We start from the raw sequence: 19,151 nt of genomic DNA, 5'->3' as shown, positions 1-19,151 counted from the left end.
AAATAATACTTAGAAAATGTATTTAAAATTGAAGATCATTTTTAATGCCGATAAAGATGATTATGTAAACTTTTCTTGAAAAAAATAAGAGAGTTTTTTAATCTAGCTTATTCAAATGGGTGACATCAGTTCAAGAAGAAGCCCTCTTCTTCAACAAAGGCAGGATTGTTGAACAAGGAAATGATAAAGTGAAATTATATAGAAAAAAATGGGAGTTGTCCGATAAATGAAAAAAGGTAAAGGTTTTCTTATAGTATCGCTCACAGTGTTATTGATGGGTTGCTCATTAAATGGCCATACAGAAAAGACGGATTCAAATGCGGATACAAGTGATAAATCTTCCAAGGAAGGGCTTTATGTTCTAAGTATAGAAGAACAAGGAATGATGGTGGTAAACGCTATCCCTAGCGATTATAGTTCGAATGGTGGAGAAAAAGAATTTTTTGGTGCAGTTAGTTACCATTATCCGAAAGCTTCAGAGGAGCTAAAAGTCGGTCAAAGAGTGCTTGTTGAAGCCGATGGCCCAATATTTCAATCCTATCCTGGTAAAGGAAAAGCAAACAAGGTGACAATTCTCCCAGAATATAAACCAGATACAGCCGATTTATCAGAATCGCAAGTAGTTCGTAAAGCATTAAAAGAACTTGAGTCAGAATCTACATCAAATTGGATAGCTGCTATTAGAAATGTAACTTATGATAAGGAAAAGGATACTTGGATAGTAGATATTAAACAAGATGAAAGTATGTACGAATTTGATATAGATGATAAATAATCATGAGGCAAGAAGTTTGTTCGGAGAGAGAGGAGAAGACCACAATTTGTGGTCTTCTGAATGTACGAAAATAACTAAGATCATACATTCAAAACTACTTCTTTAACTAATGGGTCAGAATAGTTAAAGAAAGATTCATATCCATTTGGTTAATTGTGGTATTATTGGTTCTGGTGCAAAAATTTCAGCTAACTTGAAACTAAACTCTAAATCTTGGACATACTGATACTACTAAACTAAAAAGGACGTGTATCGGTATGAAAAAACCAGTAGAATTCAAATGGAAACATTATCAGCCTGACATTATTTTATTAACGGTTAGATGGTACCTATGGTACAGCCTCAGTTTTCGTGATTTGGTGGAATTAATGGAGGAACGAGGCTTATCCATGGCTCACACAACGATTATGCGTTGGGTACATCAATATGGGCCTGAATTAGATGAAAGAGTATGGCGTCATCTTAAGTCAACCAATGACTCCTGGAGAGTAGATGAAACCTATGTGAAAGTCAAAGGTCAATGGATGTATCTGTATCGTGCCGTTGATTCAGAAGGGAATACCATTGATTTTTGTCTAAGCGAATCAAGAGATAAACAAGCAGCCAAACGCTTTTTTAAGAAAGCCTTGGCTTTTTCGCACGTTTCTAAGCCTCGTGTGATAACAGTAGACAAAAACCCAGCTTATCCAATCGCTATCCAAGAGTTAAAAGAAGAAAAGCAGATGCCTGAAGGCATCCAACTAAGGCAAGTTAAATATCTCAACAATATCGTGGAGCAGGATCACCGTTTTATTAAAAAACGAATTCGCCCGATGCTTGGATTAAAGTCCTTACGGACTGCCAAACGAGTTATTGCGGGGATATGCACATGATCAAAAAAGGACAGACTCTCCAAAGGGAGAAGTCTGTCCAAAATCAAAAAGAATTCATCCATCAACTGTTTGGACTAATTGCTTAGGATCAGGGGTCACTAGAAAACTTTCGCTTTTTTATATTTTCTTCAAGTATTTGCACCAGAACCGTAAATAAAAAGTTCCCTGGCAGAAAGCACAAGGGAACTTTTTTATTATAGTATTTCTGAAGGAAGGCAACCGTATCGGTCTTTAAATTTTTTATAAAAGAAAGTTAAATTGCTGAAACCACAGTCAGAAGCAATAGTATATACTGTTTCATTTGTATTAGTTAGCAAGAATTTTGCTTGTTGTAACCTTTTTTCCAAAATTAGATGGCTGAATTTCTTTCCAGTACTTTTTTTTATTAATGAGCTCAAATAATTGGGTGTATAGTTAAACTGTTTTCCTACTGATTGTAATGTACAAGTTAAATAATTTTGATCAATATACTGAAGAATATTAATAATTTCGTTGTGCTTTTCAGACTGAACCTTTTTATTTGTTTCATAATGAAAGCTTCGAACAAGTAAGATGAATAATATATTTATGTAATTTTCGATAATTTGTATATACCCAAGTGAAGAAAAATTGTACTCCTGTAGAATCTGTTTAATAAGTAAATCAATTTGATCTGAATTGTTTGATAGAAAAATAATGTATTGATTATGAGCTTTTGTTTCAGATAAAGCATTTAAAATAAAATTGACTACAATACCCCCATCAAATCATTTATTCGAAAGTGTTTTAATAAAATATTCTTTTCGAATCAAAATATTAATAATGATGTCATCTTCGGTTGTTTCTAAGATTGAGTGTGGTACATCTGTATCAACTAAGCAAATTTGTCCTCTAGATAAAGTAACTTCTTTTCCATCAATTACTTGTTTACATTGTCCTGAATAAACATAATTAATTTCTATAAATGTATGGATATGTGCCGGTACGATAGCAAATCGATTATGTCTTGATATATGAAATTCTTGATTTTCTGGGATAAGAGAATCAAAAATGTACACTTCTTTTCCGTCTATATTTTTGGTTTCAAGATGAGTGTAGTAGTCGGATAGTTGAGAGGTTTCCTTATTTCTTTTCTCTTTTGGTGTTAAATCTTTTAGCCATTTATCGATCCTATTTAAAACCATTTTTAACATCTCCTATACCATTAAAATATGTTCGTAGAATATGATAGTCAACTATAGATTTTATGACATTGAATGCGGTTACACTTCAAGATATCATGTGAATATAGTAGTTGCAACTTAATTATTTATGATAGTGAGGCGGGTTAAATTGAAAAAAATTAAGGAAGTTTTATCAAATAAAGAGGGCAATCATATACTTCCTTTTTTATGGATGCATGGTGAAGATGAAGAAACGACGAGACATTATCTTCAACAAATTTCTTCTACTGGGATTAAAGCAACATGTATTGAATCAAGACCACATCCGGATTTTTTAGGAGCAAAGTGGTGGGAAGATGTTGATATTATCCTCGATGAATCTAAAAAACTTGGCATGTCAGTTTGGATATTGGATGATGAACATTTTCCAACAGGTTATGCAGCAGGGAAAATTAAAAATGAGTATCCTCATTTACAAAAAGTCTACTTAAAAATGCAGCAGTTAGACTTTGTTGGACCTAAAAAACGAGCAGGCATTTTATTAGATTGGATGTTATATAACGGAAAGCCAAATATTATGAGTGTCGGTGTTGAAAAGGATGTATCAGAAGAAACAGATTCTGATGTAGAACTAAAGTTTAGGTCTAAAATTAAAAAGGTGATTGCAGCAAAAAAGTTAGATTATGAACAAATTGATGAAACCTCCCTTGTTGATGTCACTTCTTATATTAAAGACTCTGTACTTTATTGGGACGTGCCTGAGGGTGCATGGAGCTTTTTCTGTTTTATAGAAACTCAAGATGGAGGAGAGATTGCTACAGAAGGTTATTTGAATCCATTAGTTCCAGAAGCAACAGATGTCTTAATTAACACTGTATATGAAAGCCATTATCGAAAGTATAGGGAAGAATTCGGAAACACGATTAAGGGTTTCTTTTCAGATGAACCTAGATTCGGAAATATTAAGGGACCTGAAGCCTCGATTGGACGAATTGATATGCCATTACCATGGTGTAATGATTTGCTAGAGTTACTTTCTGATTCATTTGGAGAGGATTGTAGCAAATATCTTCCACTATTATTTAGAGGAGATAGTCGAATAGCTTACAAAATTAGATTTCAGTATATGGAATTAGTAAGTAATCTTTATTCGAAAAACTTTTCGGAACGTATAGGTGCTTGGTGTAAAAAACATGGTGTTGAATATATCGGTCATGTAATTGAGGATAATAATGCACATGCTAGACTAGGATATGGTTCAGGTCATTTTTTTAAATCGATGAAAGGTCAGGACATGTCTGGTATTGATGTAGTATTACATCAACTTGTACCAGAGCAAGACCAAGGGTATTTTAAGTCCTTTACTTCTACTGGGTGGGATGGAGAGTTCTTCCATTATGCTTTAGCTAAAATGGGTTCTTCATTAGGTCATTTAGATTTAAGGAAACAAGGAAGAACAATGTGTGAGGTATTTGGAGCTTATGGTTGGGCAGAAGGTTTAAAATTAATGAATTGGATTGCAAATCACATGTTAGTACGTGGTGTTAACTATTTTGTTCCTCATGCATTTTCAATGAAAAATTATCCTGACGCAGATTGTCCACCACACTTTTATGCACATGGACATAATCCTCAATTTAAATATATGGACAATCTTATTCATTATATGAATCGTGTCAGCCATTTGTTATCAGATGGAAAGCACATTGCACCAGTGGCAGTTTTATACCATGCTGAATCAGAGTGGTCTGGAGATTATATGCTCCTCCAAAAACCAGCAAAGATCCTGACGCAGAACCAAATAGATTTTGATATCGTATCAGCCGAATTAATTATTAATTCTACAATTCAAAAAAATAAAATGAAAATTGCTAATGAAGAATTTAATACTGTTATTATTCCATTTTCTGAGGCATTACCTAAAGAACTTATTCACAAAATAGTTCAATTAGCTGAAGCAGGCACAGAAATAATTTTTCTTGAAAACTATCCAAGTTTCTCAAGTGAAAATGAAATTATACAAACGGAGTTAGCCATATTAAAACAAAGTTCATCAGTAATTAGTCTTGATAATTTAGCAGATTATTTAAAATCGAAGAATTTACACGAGATTGAGAGTTCAAATTTTGAGCCAAGTTTGAGGTACTACCACTACAAACATGAAGATGGTCATATATATATGTTTTTTAATGAAAGTACTATTCGAAAAATACAAACTAATATAGCTATTCCTGATTTAGAGAAATTCTCTTTGTACAATCCTATTGAAAATAAAGTAACGAAACTTGTAGCTTCTGAAACACTAGAATTAACATTAGCTCAAGGTGAAAGCATAATTCTTTTTGAAGATAATGAAGGAATTGGCGAAGTTGATATTTTGACTAATGAAAGTGTAATTCCGTTGAACGCGTTTAAATGGAATCTATCGTTTGCTGATTCGGAAAAATATCCAAAAATTGAAAAATATCAAATTTTCAATGAATTACCATTGTTAGGGGCAGGAGATGAGTACTCAAGCTTTTCAGGTACTGTTAGATATGAAACTCAATTTGAAACAGAGAATAAAAAGGTAGAGTTATTTATTGAGGACGCCCAAGAAACAGTTTCAGTATATGTAAATGACATATATATAGGAACAAAAATCTCAAATCCTTATACATTTGAACTAACTAATGCAACTAAAGAGGGGCAAAATTCATTAAGGATTGAAGTGACAAATACTCTAGGTAACAGTAAAAAAGACTATTTATCTCAATTTATGTATGTTGAACCGATTGGAATAAATGGAGAAGTTTTGTTGAAAGTAAAAAGATGAGGAGAGAGTCTTATGAACCATAACCAAGTTGCAAAACAAATTGTTGCTGCAGTAGGGGGAAAAGGTAATATTAGTGCAGTGGCACATTGTATGACTCGTTTAAGATTTACTTTAAAGGATAGTAGTATTCCAAATAAAGAAGAAGTGCAAAACATAGATGGGGTTATTTCAGTGGTTGAGCAAGGTGGTCAATTTCAAGTTGTAATTGGTAACCAAGTAGCCAAGGTGCATAAAGAAGTAACGGGAATGCTTAATATAAATAGTTTAGAACAAGAAAATTCTCAAGGGATGAAAAAGAAACAAAGACCTTTTGAAATGTTTACATCTACGATTTCAGGTATTTTTGTTCCAGTTTTGGGTGCTTTAGCTGCAGCAGGTATGCTTAAAGGGCTTTTAACAATCTTACTTATTACGGATGTATTAACAGAGAAATCAGGAACCTATATAGTATTATTTGCTATTTCGAATACGTTTTTCTACTTTATGCCAATACTAATCGGGGCATCTTCAGCAAATTATTTTAAGTTGAATATATATGTCGGTATGATAATTGGTGGGGCGCTTATGTACCCAACGCTAATTCCGTTTGCAACTGAAGGTTCATTAACATTTTTAAGTTTACCAGTTAACATGATGGATTATACTTCATCTATATTTCCTGCCATTGTTGCAGTATGGTTTGCATCGAAGGTTAATAATGTATCTAACAAATTTGTTCCAGAGAGCGTAAAATTTTTCTTAACACCAATGATTGTGTTAATTATCAGTATACCAATAGCATTAATGATTATTGGGCCGGCTATTACATTTTTAAGTAATATTTTAGCAGATATAGTTAGTGCTGTTTATAACTTTAGTCCAATTTTAGCAGCTTTGGTAATAGGTGGACCTTGGATTATCTTAGTAATGTTTGGTTTGCATTGGGCGTTTATTCCGATTTTTATCAACAACATTGCTACACAAGGATATGATCCTGTAATGGGGCTATTATTAGCTAATCAATTTGCAATGGCTGGAGCTGCTCTAGCTGTAGGTTTCAAAACAAAACAACAAAAGTTAAAAGCCTTATCTATACCAACAGGTGTAACCTGCTTGTTAGGTGTTAGTGAACCTGCATTATATGGTGTATTACTTCCTTATAAAAAACCATTAATCGCTTCTATTATTGGTGGTAGTTTAGGAGCAGTACTGGCTGGTGCCTTCCTAACAAAACAGTTTGCATTTGGAGCATCAGGATTCTTTTCAATCCCACTAATTATTGATAAAGCTGGAATTGATAGTGGTTTCTATGGAGGCGTTGCTTCTCAATTTGCCGGATTAATCATTGCTTTTGTAATCACATATGTTTGGGGATTTAAGAAAACAGATGATGTTCCATTGTCAAAGTAAATAATCAAAGATCTTGTTTGGCAGTCTAATGAAAGAATACTCTAGCACTGCTTAAAAGATTAGTTTACTAATATTGCTAAACTGATAAAAAGAGTCTCTTTACTGATTTGGATGTTTATTTTAAATCAGTAAGAGACTTTTTTATTTATGAGAATGATACAGATTGAGGGGGTGAAGAGTAGTTTTTAGAGTATCTCTGAAAAGTTCCGTGTTTAAATGATTAAGATAAAGTTTCAAAGTGTTTGACTCAAGTTATGTTGAGCTCTCTTTTTAGTAAGAATAGTGGTGCTAGTATAGTCTTGTGGACACGACTAAGTTAAGTCAGTAAAATGTGCTTAAAGAAGGAGTGTCCGTAAGATGAAACAAAATTTTAATGATGAATTTAAAGCGATGGTGGTCGAGTTGTATCGTTCTGGACAACCCGTTAAAGAGTTAAGTAGCGAATATGGCGTATCTGAAGTAACTATTTATAAATGGATTAAGAAATATTCTCCTATTGCATCAATAGATGAAAAGGAAGTTACTCCAAATGATTTGAAGCAGATGCAGAAGGAAATGCTTCGTCTACAAGAAGAGAACGAAATCTTAAAAAAGGCTATGGCCATATTTGCGAGAAAATAAACGATGCAGAACTGTTTGAGTTCATGAATGAACAAAAAAATGTCTTTCCTGTTCAATTACTTTGTAAGGTGCTTGGAGTGGCAAGAAGCTCATTTTACCAGTCCCATCACAAAGTGGAATCAAATGTAGCACGTGAAAATAAAGTACTTACCCAACAAATTAGCCAAATCCATGCAGATAGTAAAGGACGTTATGGGGCCCCCGAAGATACACCAAACCCTTTTAACCAATGGGTTTGAACCGAGCCTTAATCGTGTTCAACGATTAATGAAAAAGGCTGGTATCCAGTCAAATATCCAAAAGAAATATAAACCCTATTCCTCTTCTAAAAACAAAGTGGAGGAACGCGAAAACGTATTGAAACAGGATTTTACTACGACAACAATTAATGAAAAATGGGTGGCAGATATTACGTATATTCACGTTTTAAGGGATGGTTGGTGTTATTTAGCCTCGGTTATGGATCTGCATTCAAAGAAAATTATTGGGTATTCTTTTTCACGAAAAATGACAACGGATCTAGTAACAAAAGCATTAGAGAACGCTTACTCTACACAGAACCCATCCAAAGAACTCATTTTACATACGGATTTAGGATCGCAATACACAAGTCAGGAATTTCAAGATTTACTGGACAATCTTAATATTATTCAATCTTTAGTAAAAAAGGCTGCCCTTACGACAATGCTTGTATGGAATCGTTTCACGCAACATTAAAAAAAGAAGATGTATATCAAACGAAATATGTGACGTTTGATCAAGCCAATCAAGCCATCTTTCAATATATTGAAGGCTGGTACAATAGAAAACGAATTCACGGTAGCATAGGGTATAAAACACCTCAAACTATGGAAGAAGAATCTAGAAAAATTGCTTAAAACTTAACTTTTTAGTGTCCAAAATATTGACGTAGATCCATACCTTAATGTTTTTAAGTAGTTTTTTTATTGTTTCAAACAATATTTACTTTGAAATGAGTGTATAAAACATGAAAATTTTAAATAAAGGAGAATACTTATGCAATATGATTTTCTGAGTGAATTATTAAAAATTACAGAAGAAGAGGAAGAGATACTACAAAACAGAAGAGAGATAAAAAAAGATATTTACTCAAATCAGTCTAATTTTATCATTGAAAGTGAAAAATTTCTTGGCAAAGATAACATGATTATGGTTCGCCAACATACACGATTTGTTGATTTTCCTAAACATAAACACAATTATATTGAAATCAATTACGTTTATAACGGAGAACTGAATCAAAATGTAGGTAATCAAAAAATAAGCTTACAACAAGGAGAGTTGTTATTTTTAAATCAGCACATTGATCATGAAATTGAAGCATGTGCAAAAAAGGATATTATTATTAATTTCATTATCCAGCCCAAATTTTTTGATTTTGTTCTTTCCTTTTTAACAACTGAAAATAGAGTTAGTAATTTTTTAATCAGCAGTTTGTATAATAGCACTCAAAATGGGCAATTTCTATATTTTAAAGTGGCGGCTATAACTAGCATTCAAGAATTAATCAAAAAGATTATTTTTGAGATAATGAATCCTTCTTTTTTATCAGAATCAACAATTAAATTGTACATGGGACTTTTAATTATTGATTTAATTAAACATGCTGATAAGGTCGAACATACCGAAGAATATCTTGCACAGCATTTTTTAATTGTTGAATCTTTAAAATATATTGATGAACATTTCAAAGATGCCTCGTTATATGAGTTAGCCACGAAATTAAATCAACCACATTATTTTTTAAGTAAAAATATTAAAAAAGTAACCAATTATACATTTAAAGAGCTGCTGCAGGAAAAACGTCTAATTAAAGCAAAAGAACTATTGGAAAGTACGGATCTATCAATAACGTCTGTTATAGATCAAGTCGGTTATGAAAATATTAGTTATTTTTATCGCATTTTTAAAAACAAATACAATAAAACTCCGAAACAATTCAGAGAACATTTAGTGGAAAAATAAGTAGCTAAATGTTCTTTTTTTGGTATTTATTCCAATGAAAATAATAGCCATAAAGAAATCTTTGTCACTATTATGTGCTTATAAGGCCATTTATCCCTCTTTCACTGAGGTTATTTAAGATAATTAAAGGTAGATACAAGTAGGAAATGATCGTATAGATATTTTCGATTTTTGCAAATAAGGACAATAAAAAGATAATTCGCGTCATTTTTTTACACCCTCATCTACCTTATGATAAAAAGGCGAACGTTTTCAATTAAAGGGTGATGAAAATGAAGAAATGTTATTTAGCAGTGGACATTGGTGCGTCAAGTGGAAGATTAATAGCCAGTCACCTTGAAGATGGGTTATTAAAATTAAATGAAATACACCGTTTTAAAAATGGAATTGTACAAAAAGATAACCAGTTTTGCTGGGAACTTGATCGATTGTTTGCAGAAATAAAAAAAGGAATTAAAAAATGCAGGGATATGGATTTAAAGCCAGAGAGTATCGGTATTGATACATGGGCAGTTGACTTTGTTTTACTCGACGAATATGACAACCCTCTAACCAATTCCGTTGCTTATCGTGATTCTAGGACGGATGGAATGATGGAAGAAGTCTTTAAGAGCATTATGAAAGAACGTCTATATTTTGAGACGGGTATTCAATTTCAAAAGTTTAATACTATCTATCAACTGTATTCAATCAAACAAAAAAATCCAGAGATTTTAGAAAAAGCAAAATCTTTTCTGATGATTCCTGATTATTTCAATTATTTATTGACAGGAAAGAAAGCAAACGAATATACAAATGCAACCTCAACCCAGTTGGTTAATGCTTTTACAAAAAAGTGGGATCATGAAATATTAGATCAATTAGAAATTAATAAAGAGATATTTCAAGAAATTCACACACCTAAAACGGTATTAGGAAATTTAACAGAGAATTTAATAGCTGAATTTGGATTTGATATGAAGGTGATTCTACCGGCAACACATGATACAGGTTCAGCGGTGATTTCGGTTCCTGAACTCGAGGAGACAATCTACATCAGTTCAGGTACATGGTCTTTAATAGGTGTTGAAAATCATTTTCCAATTTGTATTACAAAGGCTTTAGATTATAATTTCACAAATGAAGGCGGTATTGATTATCGCTATCGATTTTTAAAGAATATTATGGGTCTTTGGATGATACAGGAAGTGAAAAGAAATTATCATGATCACTATTCTTTTGCTGAGTTAGTAGATTTAGTTCGCCAGGTTCAAGGATTTACCTCTACAGTGAACGTGGATGATCCAAGATTTTTAAAGCCGGAAAATATGATTGAAGAAATTCAATCATACTGTCAAGAAACAAATCAAGCGGTACCATATACACCTGGAGAAGTGGCAAAATGTATATTTGATAGTTTAGTATGCAGCTATCAGCAAGCAATTACTGAAATTGAAGAAATTTTTGAAAGAAATTTCGAAAAAATTAATGTCATCGGTGGAGGCTGTCAAAACAAAATGTTAAACCAGTTCATTGCTGATGCAACGAAGAAAGAAGTATATGCAGGACCCATTGAAGCAACTGCCATCGGAAATATTGTTTCACAGTTAATGGCACTTGGTGAAATTGAAGATATAAACGAAGCAAGAACCATCATTAAGCATTCGTTTGAAGTGAAAAAGTTCTTACCCACACCGATAATTACACATTAAAAGAGGGAAAGGAAGAATATCAAATGACAATTAGAGAGAATTATGAAATCGCAAAAAAGGACTATGAAAAATGGGGAATTAATGTTGATAAAGTATTGGAAAAATTAAAAAATGTACCAATTTCTATTCACTGCTGGCAAGGTGATGACATAGCTGGTTTTGAAGCGAATAAAGGTGAATTATCAGGCGGTATTGATGTAACAGGAAATTATCCTGGTAAAGCAACAACACCTGAGGAATTAAGAATGGATTTAGAGAAAGCGTTATCTTTTATTCCTGGAAAACATCGTGTAAATTTACATGCTATTTACGCTGAAACGAATGGTGAAGTTATCGAAAGAGATGCGTTAGAACCTAAACACTTTGAGAACTGGGTGAAATGGGCAAAAGAACAAGGACTGGGATTAGATTTTAATCCAACACTCTTTTCACATGAAAAAGCAGCAGAAGGTCTGACGTTATCTCATCCTAATGAGGAAATCAGAGAATTTTGGATCAATCATTGTATCAGTAGCCGTAAAATCGGTGAGTATTTTGGTAAAGAATTAGGTACACCATCTTTGACAAACATTTGGATTCCGGATGGCTATAAGGATATTCCGAGCGATAGACTTACACCAAGACAAAGATTAAAAGAGTCATTAGATAAAATTTTTGAAGAAGAAATCGATGAAGCATATAATGTGGATGCGGTTGAAAGTAAGTTATTCGGTATTGGTTCTGAGTCTTATGTTGTTGGTTCACATGAGTTTTATCTTGGATATGCATTGAAAAATAATAAAGTATGTTCACTAGATACAGGACATTTCCATCCAACTGAAACAGTGTCTAATAAAATCTCATCTATGTTACTTTACAGTGATAAACTTGCTTTACATGTTTCTAGACCGGTTCGTTGGGATAGCGATCATGTTGTTATCTTAGATGATGAATTACGTGAAATTGGCCTTGAAATTGTTCGCAATAACGCATTAGATAAAGTGATGATTGGACTTGATTTCTTTGATGCAAGTATTAATCGCGTTGCAGCATGGACAATTGGTACAAGAAACATGATTAAAGCATTACTTTATGCGTTGCTAGTACCAAATGAGTATTTGAAACAGTTGCAAGAAGACGGGAATTTTACGGAAAGGCTGGCATTAATGGAGGAGTTCAAAACGTATCCTTTTGGTGCTATCTGGGATTATTACTGCGAGAAAATGGGAGTGCCGGTACAAGAAACATGGTTAGAGGAAGTTAAACAATATGAACAGGAAGTTTTAGCAAAAAGATACTCAGTCTTAGCCTAGAAACAGTAGCGGTGTCTAATTAGAGGTTGAACAGTAAATTTGCAGATAGGGATTTTAAGGGGGAAGGGTCTATAAGATCGACTTCCCCCTATTTTATATCAACAAAATTTGTACATAAAAATATTTAATAGAAGTCGAAAACATACAATCTATTCTTTAAAAACAATCAAGTGAGTATAGAGCCATATAAAGAATATTCGTGACTTGTATATGTCCTTTGGTTGTTTTTTATTTCCAGTAATCAGATAACTTTAAATATGTTTTAAAAGGAGATTTGTAAAATGAAAGTGAGCTTATTTATTACATGTTTAATAGATATCTTCCAACCAACCGTCGGGAAAGCAACAGTCGAGTTACTTGAACGCCTTGGCTGTGAGGTCTCATTTCCTGCATCACAAGTATGTTGTGGGCAGCCTGCTTACAATAGCGGTTATGTGACAGAGGCGAAGCAATCAGCGAAGAACATGATTGGCGCATTTGAAAACGCAGAATATGTTGTCACACCTTCTGGTTCTTGCGGAACAATGTTCCATGAGTATCCACATATGTTCAAGGGAGATGTTCAATGGGAGGAGCGGGCAAAGCGCTTGGCGGAGAAAACATATGAACTGACACAGTTTATTGTCGATGTTTTACAGATAACCGATGTAGGAGCAAGTTTAAATGGGAAAGCAACGTACCATACATCTTGTCATATGACACGTCTGCTGGGTGTAAAAGAGGCACCATTTACGTTGCTTTCAAATGTAAAAGGATTAGAGATTGAGGAGCTTTCGAATTCACAGAATTGCTGCGGATTTGGTGGAACCTTCTCAGTTAAAATGATGCCAATATCTGAGCAAATGGTAGATGAAAAGGTAAATAGTATAGAGAAAACAGATGCAGACTATTTAATTGGCGCAGATTGTGGGTGCTTAATGAATATTGGTGGGCGAATTGAACGGTTAGGGAAACCGGTGCAAGTGCTGCATATTGCAGAAGTGTTAAATAGTCGTTAATCCAAGGGGGAACAAGAGATGAGCATGAAAATCAGCGATAAAAAATTTAATGACCGTGTCGGTGAAGGGATTCAGGACCCTACGATGAGAGGAGCTGTCTCTACAGCTCAAGAACGCTTATACACACGTCGTTTGACAGCTAGTGATGAGCTCGGAAACTGGGAAGAATGGCGAGATTTAGGAGAACAAATCCGTCAACATACATTAGAGAATTTAGATTATTATTTAATGCAATTGAGCGAAAATGTAACAAAACGCGGCGGACACGTATTCTTTGCGAAAACGAAAGAAGAAGCAGCTCAATATATAAAGGAAGTCGCGGAAAAAAAACAAGCTAAAAAAGTAGTCAAGTCAAAATCCATGGTAACCGAAGAAATTGAGATGAATAAAACACTTGAAGGCATCGGTTGTGAGGTTGTAGAGAGTGATCTTGGTGAATATATTCTGCAAGTAGATAATCATGAACCACCTTCACACATCGTAGCACCGGCTCTTCATATGACAAAAGAACAAATCCGTGATGTATTCCAAGAAAAATTAGACTATAAACAGTCAGAAAATCCTTATGAAATGACAAAGTTTGTTCGTAAAATTCTTCGTCAAAAATTTCTAGAAGCAGAAATTGGTGTAACAGGCTGTAACTTTGCTGTTGCGAATACAGGATCAATCTGTTTAGTCACGAACGAAGGGAATGCAGATCTTGTGACCGCAATTCCCAAAACTCAAATTGTAGTGATGGGAATGGAGCGTCTTGTGCCAACAATGGAGGAACTAGATGTGCTGGTTGGTTTGCTTTGCCGAAGTGCAGTGGGTCAAAAACTAACGAGCTATATTACGATGGTCGGACCCAAACATGAAGGAGAGGCAGATGGTCCGGAAGAATTCCACCTTGTTATCGTGGATAACGGTCGCTCTGAAATCTTAGGTTCCGAGTTCCAACAAGTTTTACAATGTATCCGTTGCGCAGCTTGTATTAATGTTTGTCCGGTGTATCGTCATATTGGAGGGCATTCTTATGGATCAATCTATCCAGGGCCAATTGGAGCAGTACTGTCTCCATTATTAGGCGGTTATGATGATTATAAAGAGCTTCCATATGCATCTAGCCTTTGTGCGGCATGTACAGATGCTTGCCCAGTAAAAATTCCTCTCCACGAGATGCTTTTAAAACATCGACAAGTCATTGTTGAACAAGAAGGACGAGCACCACTTGCAGAAAAGCTTGCGATGAAGATGTTTGGAATGGGTGCTTCCTCTGCTGCTTTGTACAAATTAGGCACCAAAGTAGCTCCAATAGCTATGATGCCTATTGTATCAGGAGATCGAGTATCGAAAGGCATTGGTCCACTAAAAAATTGGACGGACATTCGGGAATTTCCAGCTCCAAGCAAAGAACGCTTCCGAGATTGGTTTGACGAGCATAAGAAAGGTGGGGATAAATAATGGAAGGAACGGTTCGAAATCAAGAAGCATTCTTAAATAATCTGGCGAAACAGTTTGGACGCGACAGACGAATCAATGATGTCACACGTCCGGAATGGAAGCATAATGTGAATTGGGAAGTGATGAAAAATTATTCACAATCAGAGTTAGTAACTGCCTTTAAAGAGCATTGTAACAGAATTCATTCAACGGTTCTTGAGACCACGAAGGAAGAATTGGCTTCTATATTAAAAAAAATCATCTCTGAAAACGGCGGAGGGCCAATTATGACGTCTCAAGACTTGCGTTTTGCGGAATATGGATTGCAAAACTTACTCGATGAGCAATGGCCCATGGAAAACGTGGAAGTGAACGTATGGGATGTAGAAAGAGGGCGCGAGAAAAACCACTCTCTTGCTGAACAATCAAATTTCGCCGTTGTGTTTAGTGATTATGCATTGGCTGAGTCAGGGACAATTGTCGTAGAAACACATCAAGGACAAGGGCGTGCCCTTCATTTTTTACCGACCATTTATTTAGCAATCATTCCTCGAGAAACAATTGTACCTCGCATTACACAGGCGGTTTATGATTTAAATCGACGTGTTGAAAAGGGAGAAACGGTTGCTTCTTGTATTAACTTTATCTCAGGGCCAAGTAATTCTGCTGATATTGAAATGAATCTAGTCGTAGGTGTTCATGGTCCGTTAAAAGCCTTTTATGTAATTGTGTAATTTTCATGTCTCGTATAAAAAATAGGACTGCCATTTGGAGGGCACTGAAAAAGTCCATGTAATGAGAAAAAAAATTGCCATACCTAAATGGATCCGTCATGTTATAGAGTGAGTAGTATAAAAATACGAAATAATGGGGTATCTAATGGTAAATAAGTTATCTTTTTTCTACTAATTATATTCATATTGTCTTTGTCCTTAATAGGATATATATCTAAAACATTATCAGCTGAAAAACCAAATGTAACTGTTGTTTTAAAAGGTCTAAATTCAGAGTATTGGGATCTTATGGAAGCCAGGGCGAGAAAAGGATTTCAGGATTTTGGTATAAATGGTAAATTTGTTGATCGCTTTAATCGAGAAATAATTGGTTTCAGTGCTGGTCCAAACAAAGATGCAAAACTAGTCTATCGAGCATTATCTTCCATTCACGGCAATTTGGAACGAATCAATCTCTTCCATACAGACCGAGGAAATGAGTTCAAAAACAAGTTAATTGATGAAGCTTTAGAGATATTTAATATCAAACGATCACTAAGCTTGAAAGGCTATCCTTACGATAATACGGTCGCAGAGGCTACCTTTAAAGTCTTTAAGACGGAGTTTGTCAAAGGCCGCCATTTTGATAGTTTAGAAGTTTTGGAACTGGAATTGATGGATTATATCCATTGGTACAATCATATTAGAATCCATTGGACTCTTAGCTACATGAGTCCAATTCAATATAAACTTGAACACCTTAAAAAAGTTGTCTAGTTTAGTGTTGACAATCCAATTTCTATTTTCAATTTAGATTCATTGTGAGGTGTGACTTTATATGGATTACATTTATGAAGTGATTAATACTAAAGATCTTCCGGTACATATATTTCTTCATCATGTTGAATTTGTAAACAAACATTGGCATGACAGCATCGAGTTGCTTTTTGTATTAAAAGGTCAAGTGACCGTATGGGTTCAAAATAACCAGTATAATTTGACGGAAAAAGATATAATGCTAATTAACGCTAATGACATACACTCACTTCAGTCTATGGAAGACAACTTATTGATTGCTCTCCAAATTCCGGTGTCATTATTAGAGGTCCATATAAAAGAATTAGAAAAGATTGTTTTTAACTGTAAATCATTTCAACATGATATAGACAAACAAAGTGAATTTGATAAATTACGCTCTTTAATCGCTCAAATGATGTGGGCTGTCAACAAAGAAGAAAATGGTTTCATGCTGCAAATTCAAGCATTGTTTTATCAGCTTTTGCACTTATTAACCACACAATATATGGAGACAAGTAATACTAAACAATCATTAAGCGATAAATATATTACTCGTCTTCTACGTATAACAAATTATGTGAAAGAGAATTTTCGTCAAAAATTGTCTTTGAAAGAACTCTCCGAGAGAGAATTTTTATCGGTACCATATTTATCAAAATTTATTAAAGATTATTTAGGTATGACATTTTTGGAGTATGTTGACAGTGTAAGATTAGAGCACGCAGTAACCGATCTGCAACGAACTGATTTACCTATTATCCAGATAGCAATCGAAAATGGGTTCCCAAACGTTAAATCTTTCAATCGGGTGTTTAAAGACGTATACAAATTAACGCCTGGAGAGTTTCGTGGTAGAATGGGCTCCCCTTCTAAAGACAAGGAAGTCCGATCACAACTGGCCAATTACGTGGAGGTGGATAAGGAGAGTGCATTTAACCTTCTTTTCGTCTATTTGCCGCATAACGCAGAAGAATTCAGTGAAAAGAAGCGGAGAGTCAAAGAAGTTTACGAAGTTTCTGTCACGAGTACGGCAATACCTCTAGAACATCGATGGAAGCAATTAATGACTGTCGGAAAAGCAAAGGAAATTTTATTTGCTCCTGTTCAACAGCAGCTAATCGAAATACAAAAGAAAATCAATTTCAGATATATACGCTTTCATGGGATATTTGATGATGAAATGATGGTTTATACTGAAAACGAACAAGGTGAACCTGTATACAATTTCGTCTATACAGATATGGTTATTGATTTTTTGATAAGTATTGGGGTAAAACCTTTTGTGGAGCTTGGATTCATGCCTGCTGCACTGGCTTCAGGTCCTGATACTGTGTTTTACACCAAAAGCAACGTGAGCAGCCCTAAAGACATAAATCATTGGAAAGAACTAATTCGTCGATTTATTGAGCATTGCGGAGCAAGATACGGTTGGACTGAGGTCAAACAATGGTACTTCGAGGTGTGGAACGAGCCTGATTATTCTGTTTTTTGGAGAGGAACATTTGAGGAATATTGTTATTTTTATAAGAATTCATATACAGCGGTCAAGGATGTACTAAACCAGTTACGTGTTGGAGGGCCTGCCCTTACAACAACCTATCTCCTCAATACAGATTGGTTTCAACGTTTTTTATCATTTTGTGAAAATCAGGATTGTTTGCCTGATTTTATTTCTTTTCATTCATACCCTCATAATAGGTTGCCAACCAAAGGGTTATCTTCTAAGATACACCCATTGGAGGAAGAACAGGATTTGAATTATGATACTTATCTAATATATAACGAGAACTACTTACAGGATTCGATTCAGTATATTAAGTCGTTAGTTAGGAATTTCGGCCTTAAAGATCTTGAGATTCACTTAACCGAATGGAACTCAACAGCAGTCCATCGTGATTTGACTAATGATACCAGCTTCAAAGCTGCATATATAGTAAAGAATATATTAGATAATATGGATGAACTTTACAGTTTTGGTTATTGGACAAGTACTGATTTAATAGAAGAATTCAGTGCTGAACCAAAACTATTTCATGGCGGACTGGGTTTAATGACCAATAATGGTATACCTAAATCAGGATTCCGTGCATTTGAACTTCTTAATAAATTAGGAAGCCAGCTTGTAGCAAAGGGGGATGGATATTTTATAACGAAGAGTTCTTCCGGCTACCAAGTTATGCTCTATCATTATTGTCACTTTGATAAGTTATATAGTATGAGATTTAATACCAACATCGATTTAGTAAACCGGTATAACGTTTTTAGCAATCAATATATTAAAGATAAACAAGTCAAGATTAAAGGAATGGAACCAGGTAAATACCTAGTAAAGCAGCATATATTGAATAGACAACACGGAAGTGCATATGATCAGTGGGTTAAAATGGGTGCACCTAGCAAACTTTCTTTGGAGGATGTTGAATACTTGAGAAGTAAGAGTATTCCCGACCGTGTTGTTCAAGAAATCATACTAGCAGATGCAGAAGATTTAGTTTTAAATGCCGAAATGACTCCACATGAAGTACGACTTTTTGAAATTATGATTTAAAGCCATACCTTTTGGTGTGGCATTTTTTAATTTAGTCAGGACTAAAGTCGTGACTAAAAAGAAAGCTAATAATAAAAAATGCCCTTATT

The 19,151-nt window shown here is 34.5% G+C and carries 12 protein-coding genes and 3 pseudogenes; 13 read left to right on the top strand and 2 right to left on the bottom strand.

Annotated features, from left to right (window positions below; all coding sequences use genetic code 11):
* The first annotated feature begins 226 nt into the window (after nt 1-226).
* Both ACIQZI_RS08765 and ACIQZI_RS08760 read left to right on the top strand, forming a co-directional pair.
* Nucleotides 227-775 (top strand): DUF3221 domain-containing protein, encoded by a 549-nt coding sequence (locus tag ACIQZI_RS08765; RefSeq protein WP_403071753.1) that lies wholly within the window; start codon nt 227-229, stop codon nt 773-775.
* A 257-nt stretch (nt 776-1,032) separates the two neighbouring features.
* Nucleotides 1,033-1,733, top strand: a pseudogene (locus ACIQZI_RS08760) (IS6 family transposase).
* Nucleotides 1,734-1,841: 108 nt separating this feature from the next.
* Here ACIQZI_RS08760 and ACIQZI_RS08755 read toward each other — a convergent pair.
* Both ACIQZI_RS08755 and ACIQZI_RS08750 read right to left on the bottom strand, forming a co-directional pair.
* Nucleotides 1,842-2,114: a helix-turn-helix transcriptional regulator gene (locus ACIQZI_RS08755; protein WP_403072175.1), complete on the bottom strand. Its 273-nt coding sequence runs from the start codon at nt 2,112-2,114 to the stop codon at nt 1,842-1,844.
* 279 nt (nt 2,115-2,393) lie between these two features.
* The gene (locus tag ACIQZI_RS08750; RefSeq protein WP_403071750.1) at nt 2,394-2,810 is read right to left on the bottom strand and encodes an AraC family ligand binding domain-containing protein; all 417 of its coding nucleotides are present in this window, start codon (nt 2,808-2,810) and stop codon (nt 2,394-2,396) included.
* Nucleotides 2,811-2,958: 148 nt separating this feature from the next.
* Here ACIQZI_RS08750 and ACIQZI_RS08745 point away from each other — a divergent pair, with 148 nt between their 5' ends.
* From ACIQZI_RS08745 to ACIQZI_RS08695, 11 genes and pseudogenes are all read left to right on the top strand, one after another.
* The gene (locus ACIQZI_RS08745; RefSeq protein ID WP_403071747.1) at nt 2,959-5,604 is read left to right on the top strand and encodes a glycosyl hydrolase; all 2,646 of its coding nucleotides are present in this window, start codon (nt 2,959-2,961) and stop codon (nt 5,602-5,604) included.
* A gap of 12 nt (nt 5,605-5,616) precedes the next feature.
* Complete coding sequence (locus tag ACIQZI_RS08740) at nt 5,617-6,993, top strand: PTS transporter subunit EIIC (RefSeq protein ID WP_403071744.1); 1,377 nt, start codon at nt 5,617-5,619, stop codon at nt 6,991-6,993.
* A 357-nt stretch (nt 6,994-7,350) separates the two neighbouring features.
* Nucleotides 7,351-8,492: pseudogene (locus ACIQZI_RS08735) on the top strand (IS3 family transposase).
* A gap of 139 nt (nt 8,493-8,631) precedes the next feature.
* A complete protein-coding gene (locus ACIQZI_RS08730; protein ID WP_403071741.1) occupies nt 8,632-9,600 on the top strand; it encodes an AraC family transcriptional regulator in 969 nt (322 codons plus the stop codon).
* 272 nt (nt 9,601-9,872) lie between these two features.
* Nucleotides 9,873-11,291, top strand: a complete 1,419-nt coding sequence (gene rhaB, locus ACIQZI_RS08725; protein WP_403071738.1) for a rhamnulokinase — start codon at nt 9,873-9,875, stop codon at nt 11,289-11,291.
* Nucleotides 11,292-11,314: 23 nt separating this feature from the next.
* On the top strand, nt 11,315-12,583 hold the full coding sequence (gene rhaA / locus ACIQZI_RS08720) for an L-rhamnose isomerase (RefSeq protein ID WP_403071734.1): 1,269 nt from the start codon (nt 11,315-11,317) through the stop codon (nt 12,581-12,583).
* 281 nt (nt 12,584-12,864) lie between these two features.
* Nucleotides 12,865-13,581, top strand: coding sequence for a (Fe-S)-binding protein (locus ACIQZI_RS08715; RefSeq protein WP_403071731.1), 717 nt, complete (start codon nt 12,865-12,867; stop codon nt 13,579-13,581).
* Between the two features lie 18 nt (nt 13,582-13,599).
* A complete protein-coding gene (locus tag ACIQZI_RS08710; RefSeq protein WP_403071728.1) occupies nt 13,600-15,024 on the top strand; it encodes a LutB/LldF family L-lactate oxidation iron-sulfur protein in 1,425 nt (474 codons plus the stop codon).
* Nucleotides 15,024-15,737 (top strand): LutC/YkgG family protein, encoded by a 714-nt coding sequence (locus tag ACIQZI_RS08705; RefSeq protein ID WP_403071725.1) that lies wholly within the window; start codon nt 15,024-15,026, stop codon nt 15,735-15,737. Before ACIQZI_RS08710 ends, ACIQZI_RS08705 begins: the two co-directional genes overlap by 1 nt.
* Nucleotides 15,738-16,079: 342 nt before the next feature.
* A pseudogene (locus ACIQZI_RS08700) lies at nt 16,080-16,493 on the top strand (IS3 family transposase); the annotation flags it as partial.
* Nucleotides 16,494-16,554: 61 nt separating this feature from the next.
* Nucleotides 16,555-19,062 carry a GH39 family glycosyl hydrolase gene (locus ACIQZI_RS08695; protein WP_403071722.1) on the top strand — a complete coding sequence of 836 codons (2,508 nt, stop codon included), beginning with the start codon at nt 16,555-16,557 and terminating at the stop codon, nt 19,060-19,062.
* The last annotated feature ends 89 nt before the right edge of the window (nt 19,063-19,151 follow it).

Origin of the sequence: Peribacillus sp. NPDC096379, from assembly GCF_044762875.1 — a bacterium.
Classification (GTDB): Bacteria; Bacillota; Bacilli; order Bacillales; family DSM-1321; genus Peribacillus.
This window is presented reverse-complemented; position numbering and strand designations above follow the sequence as displayed.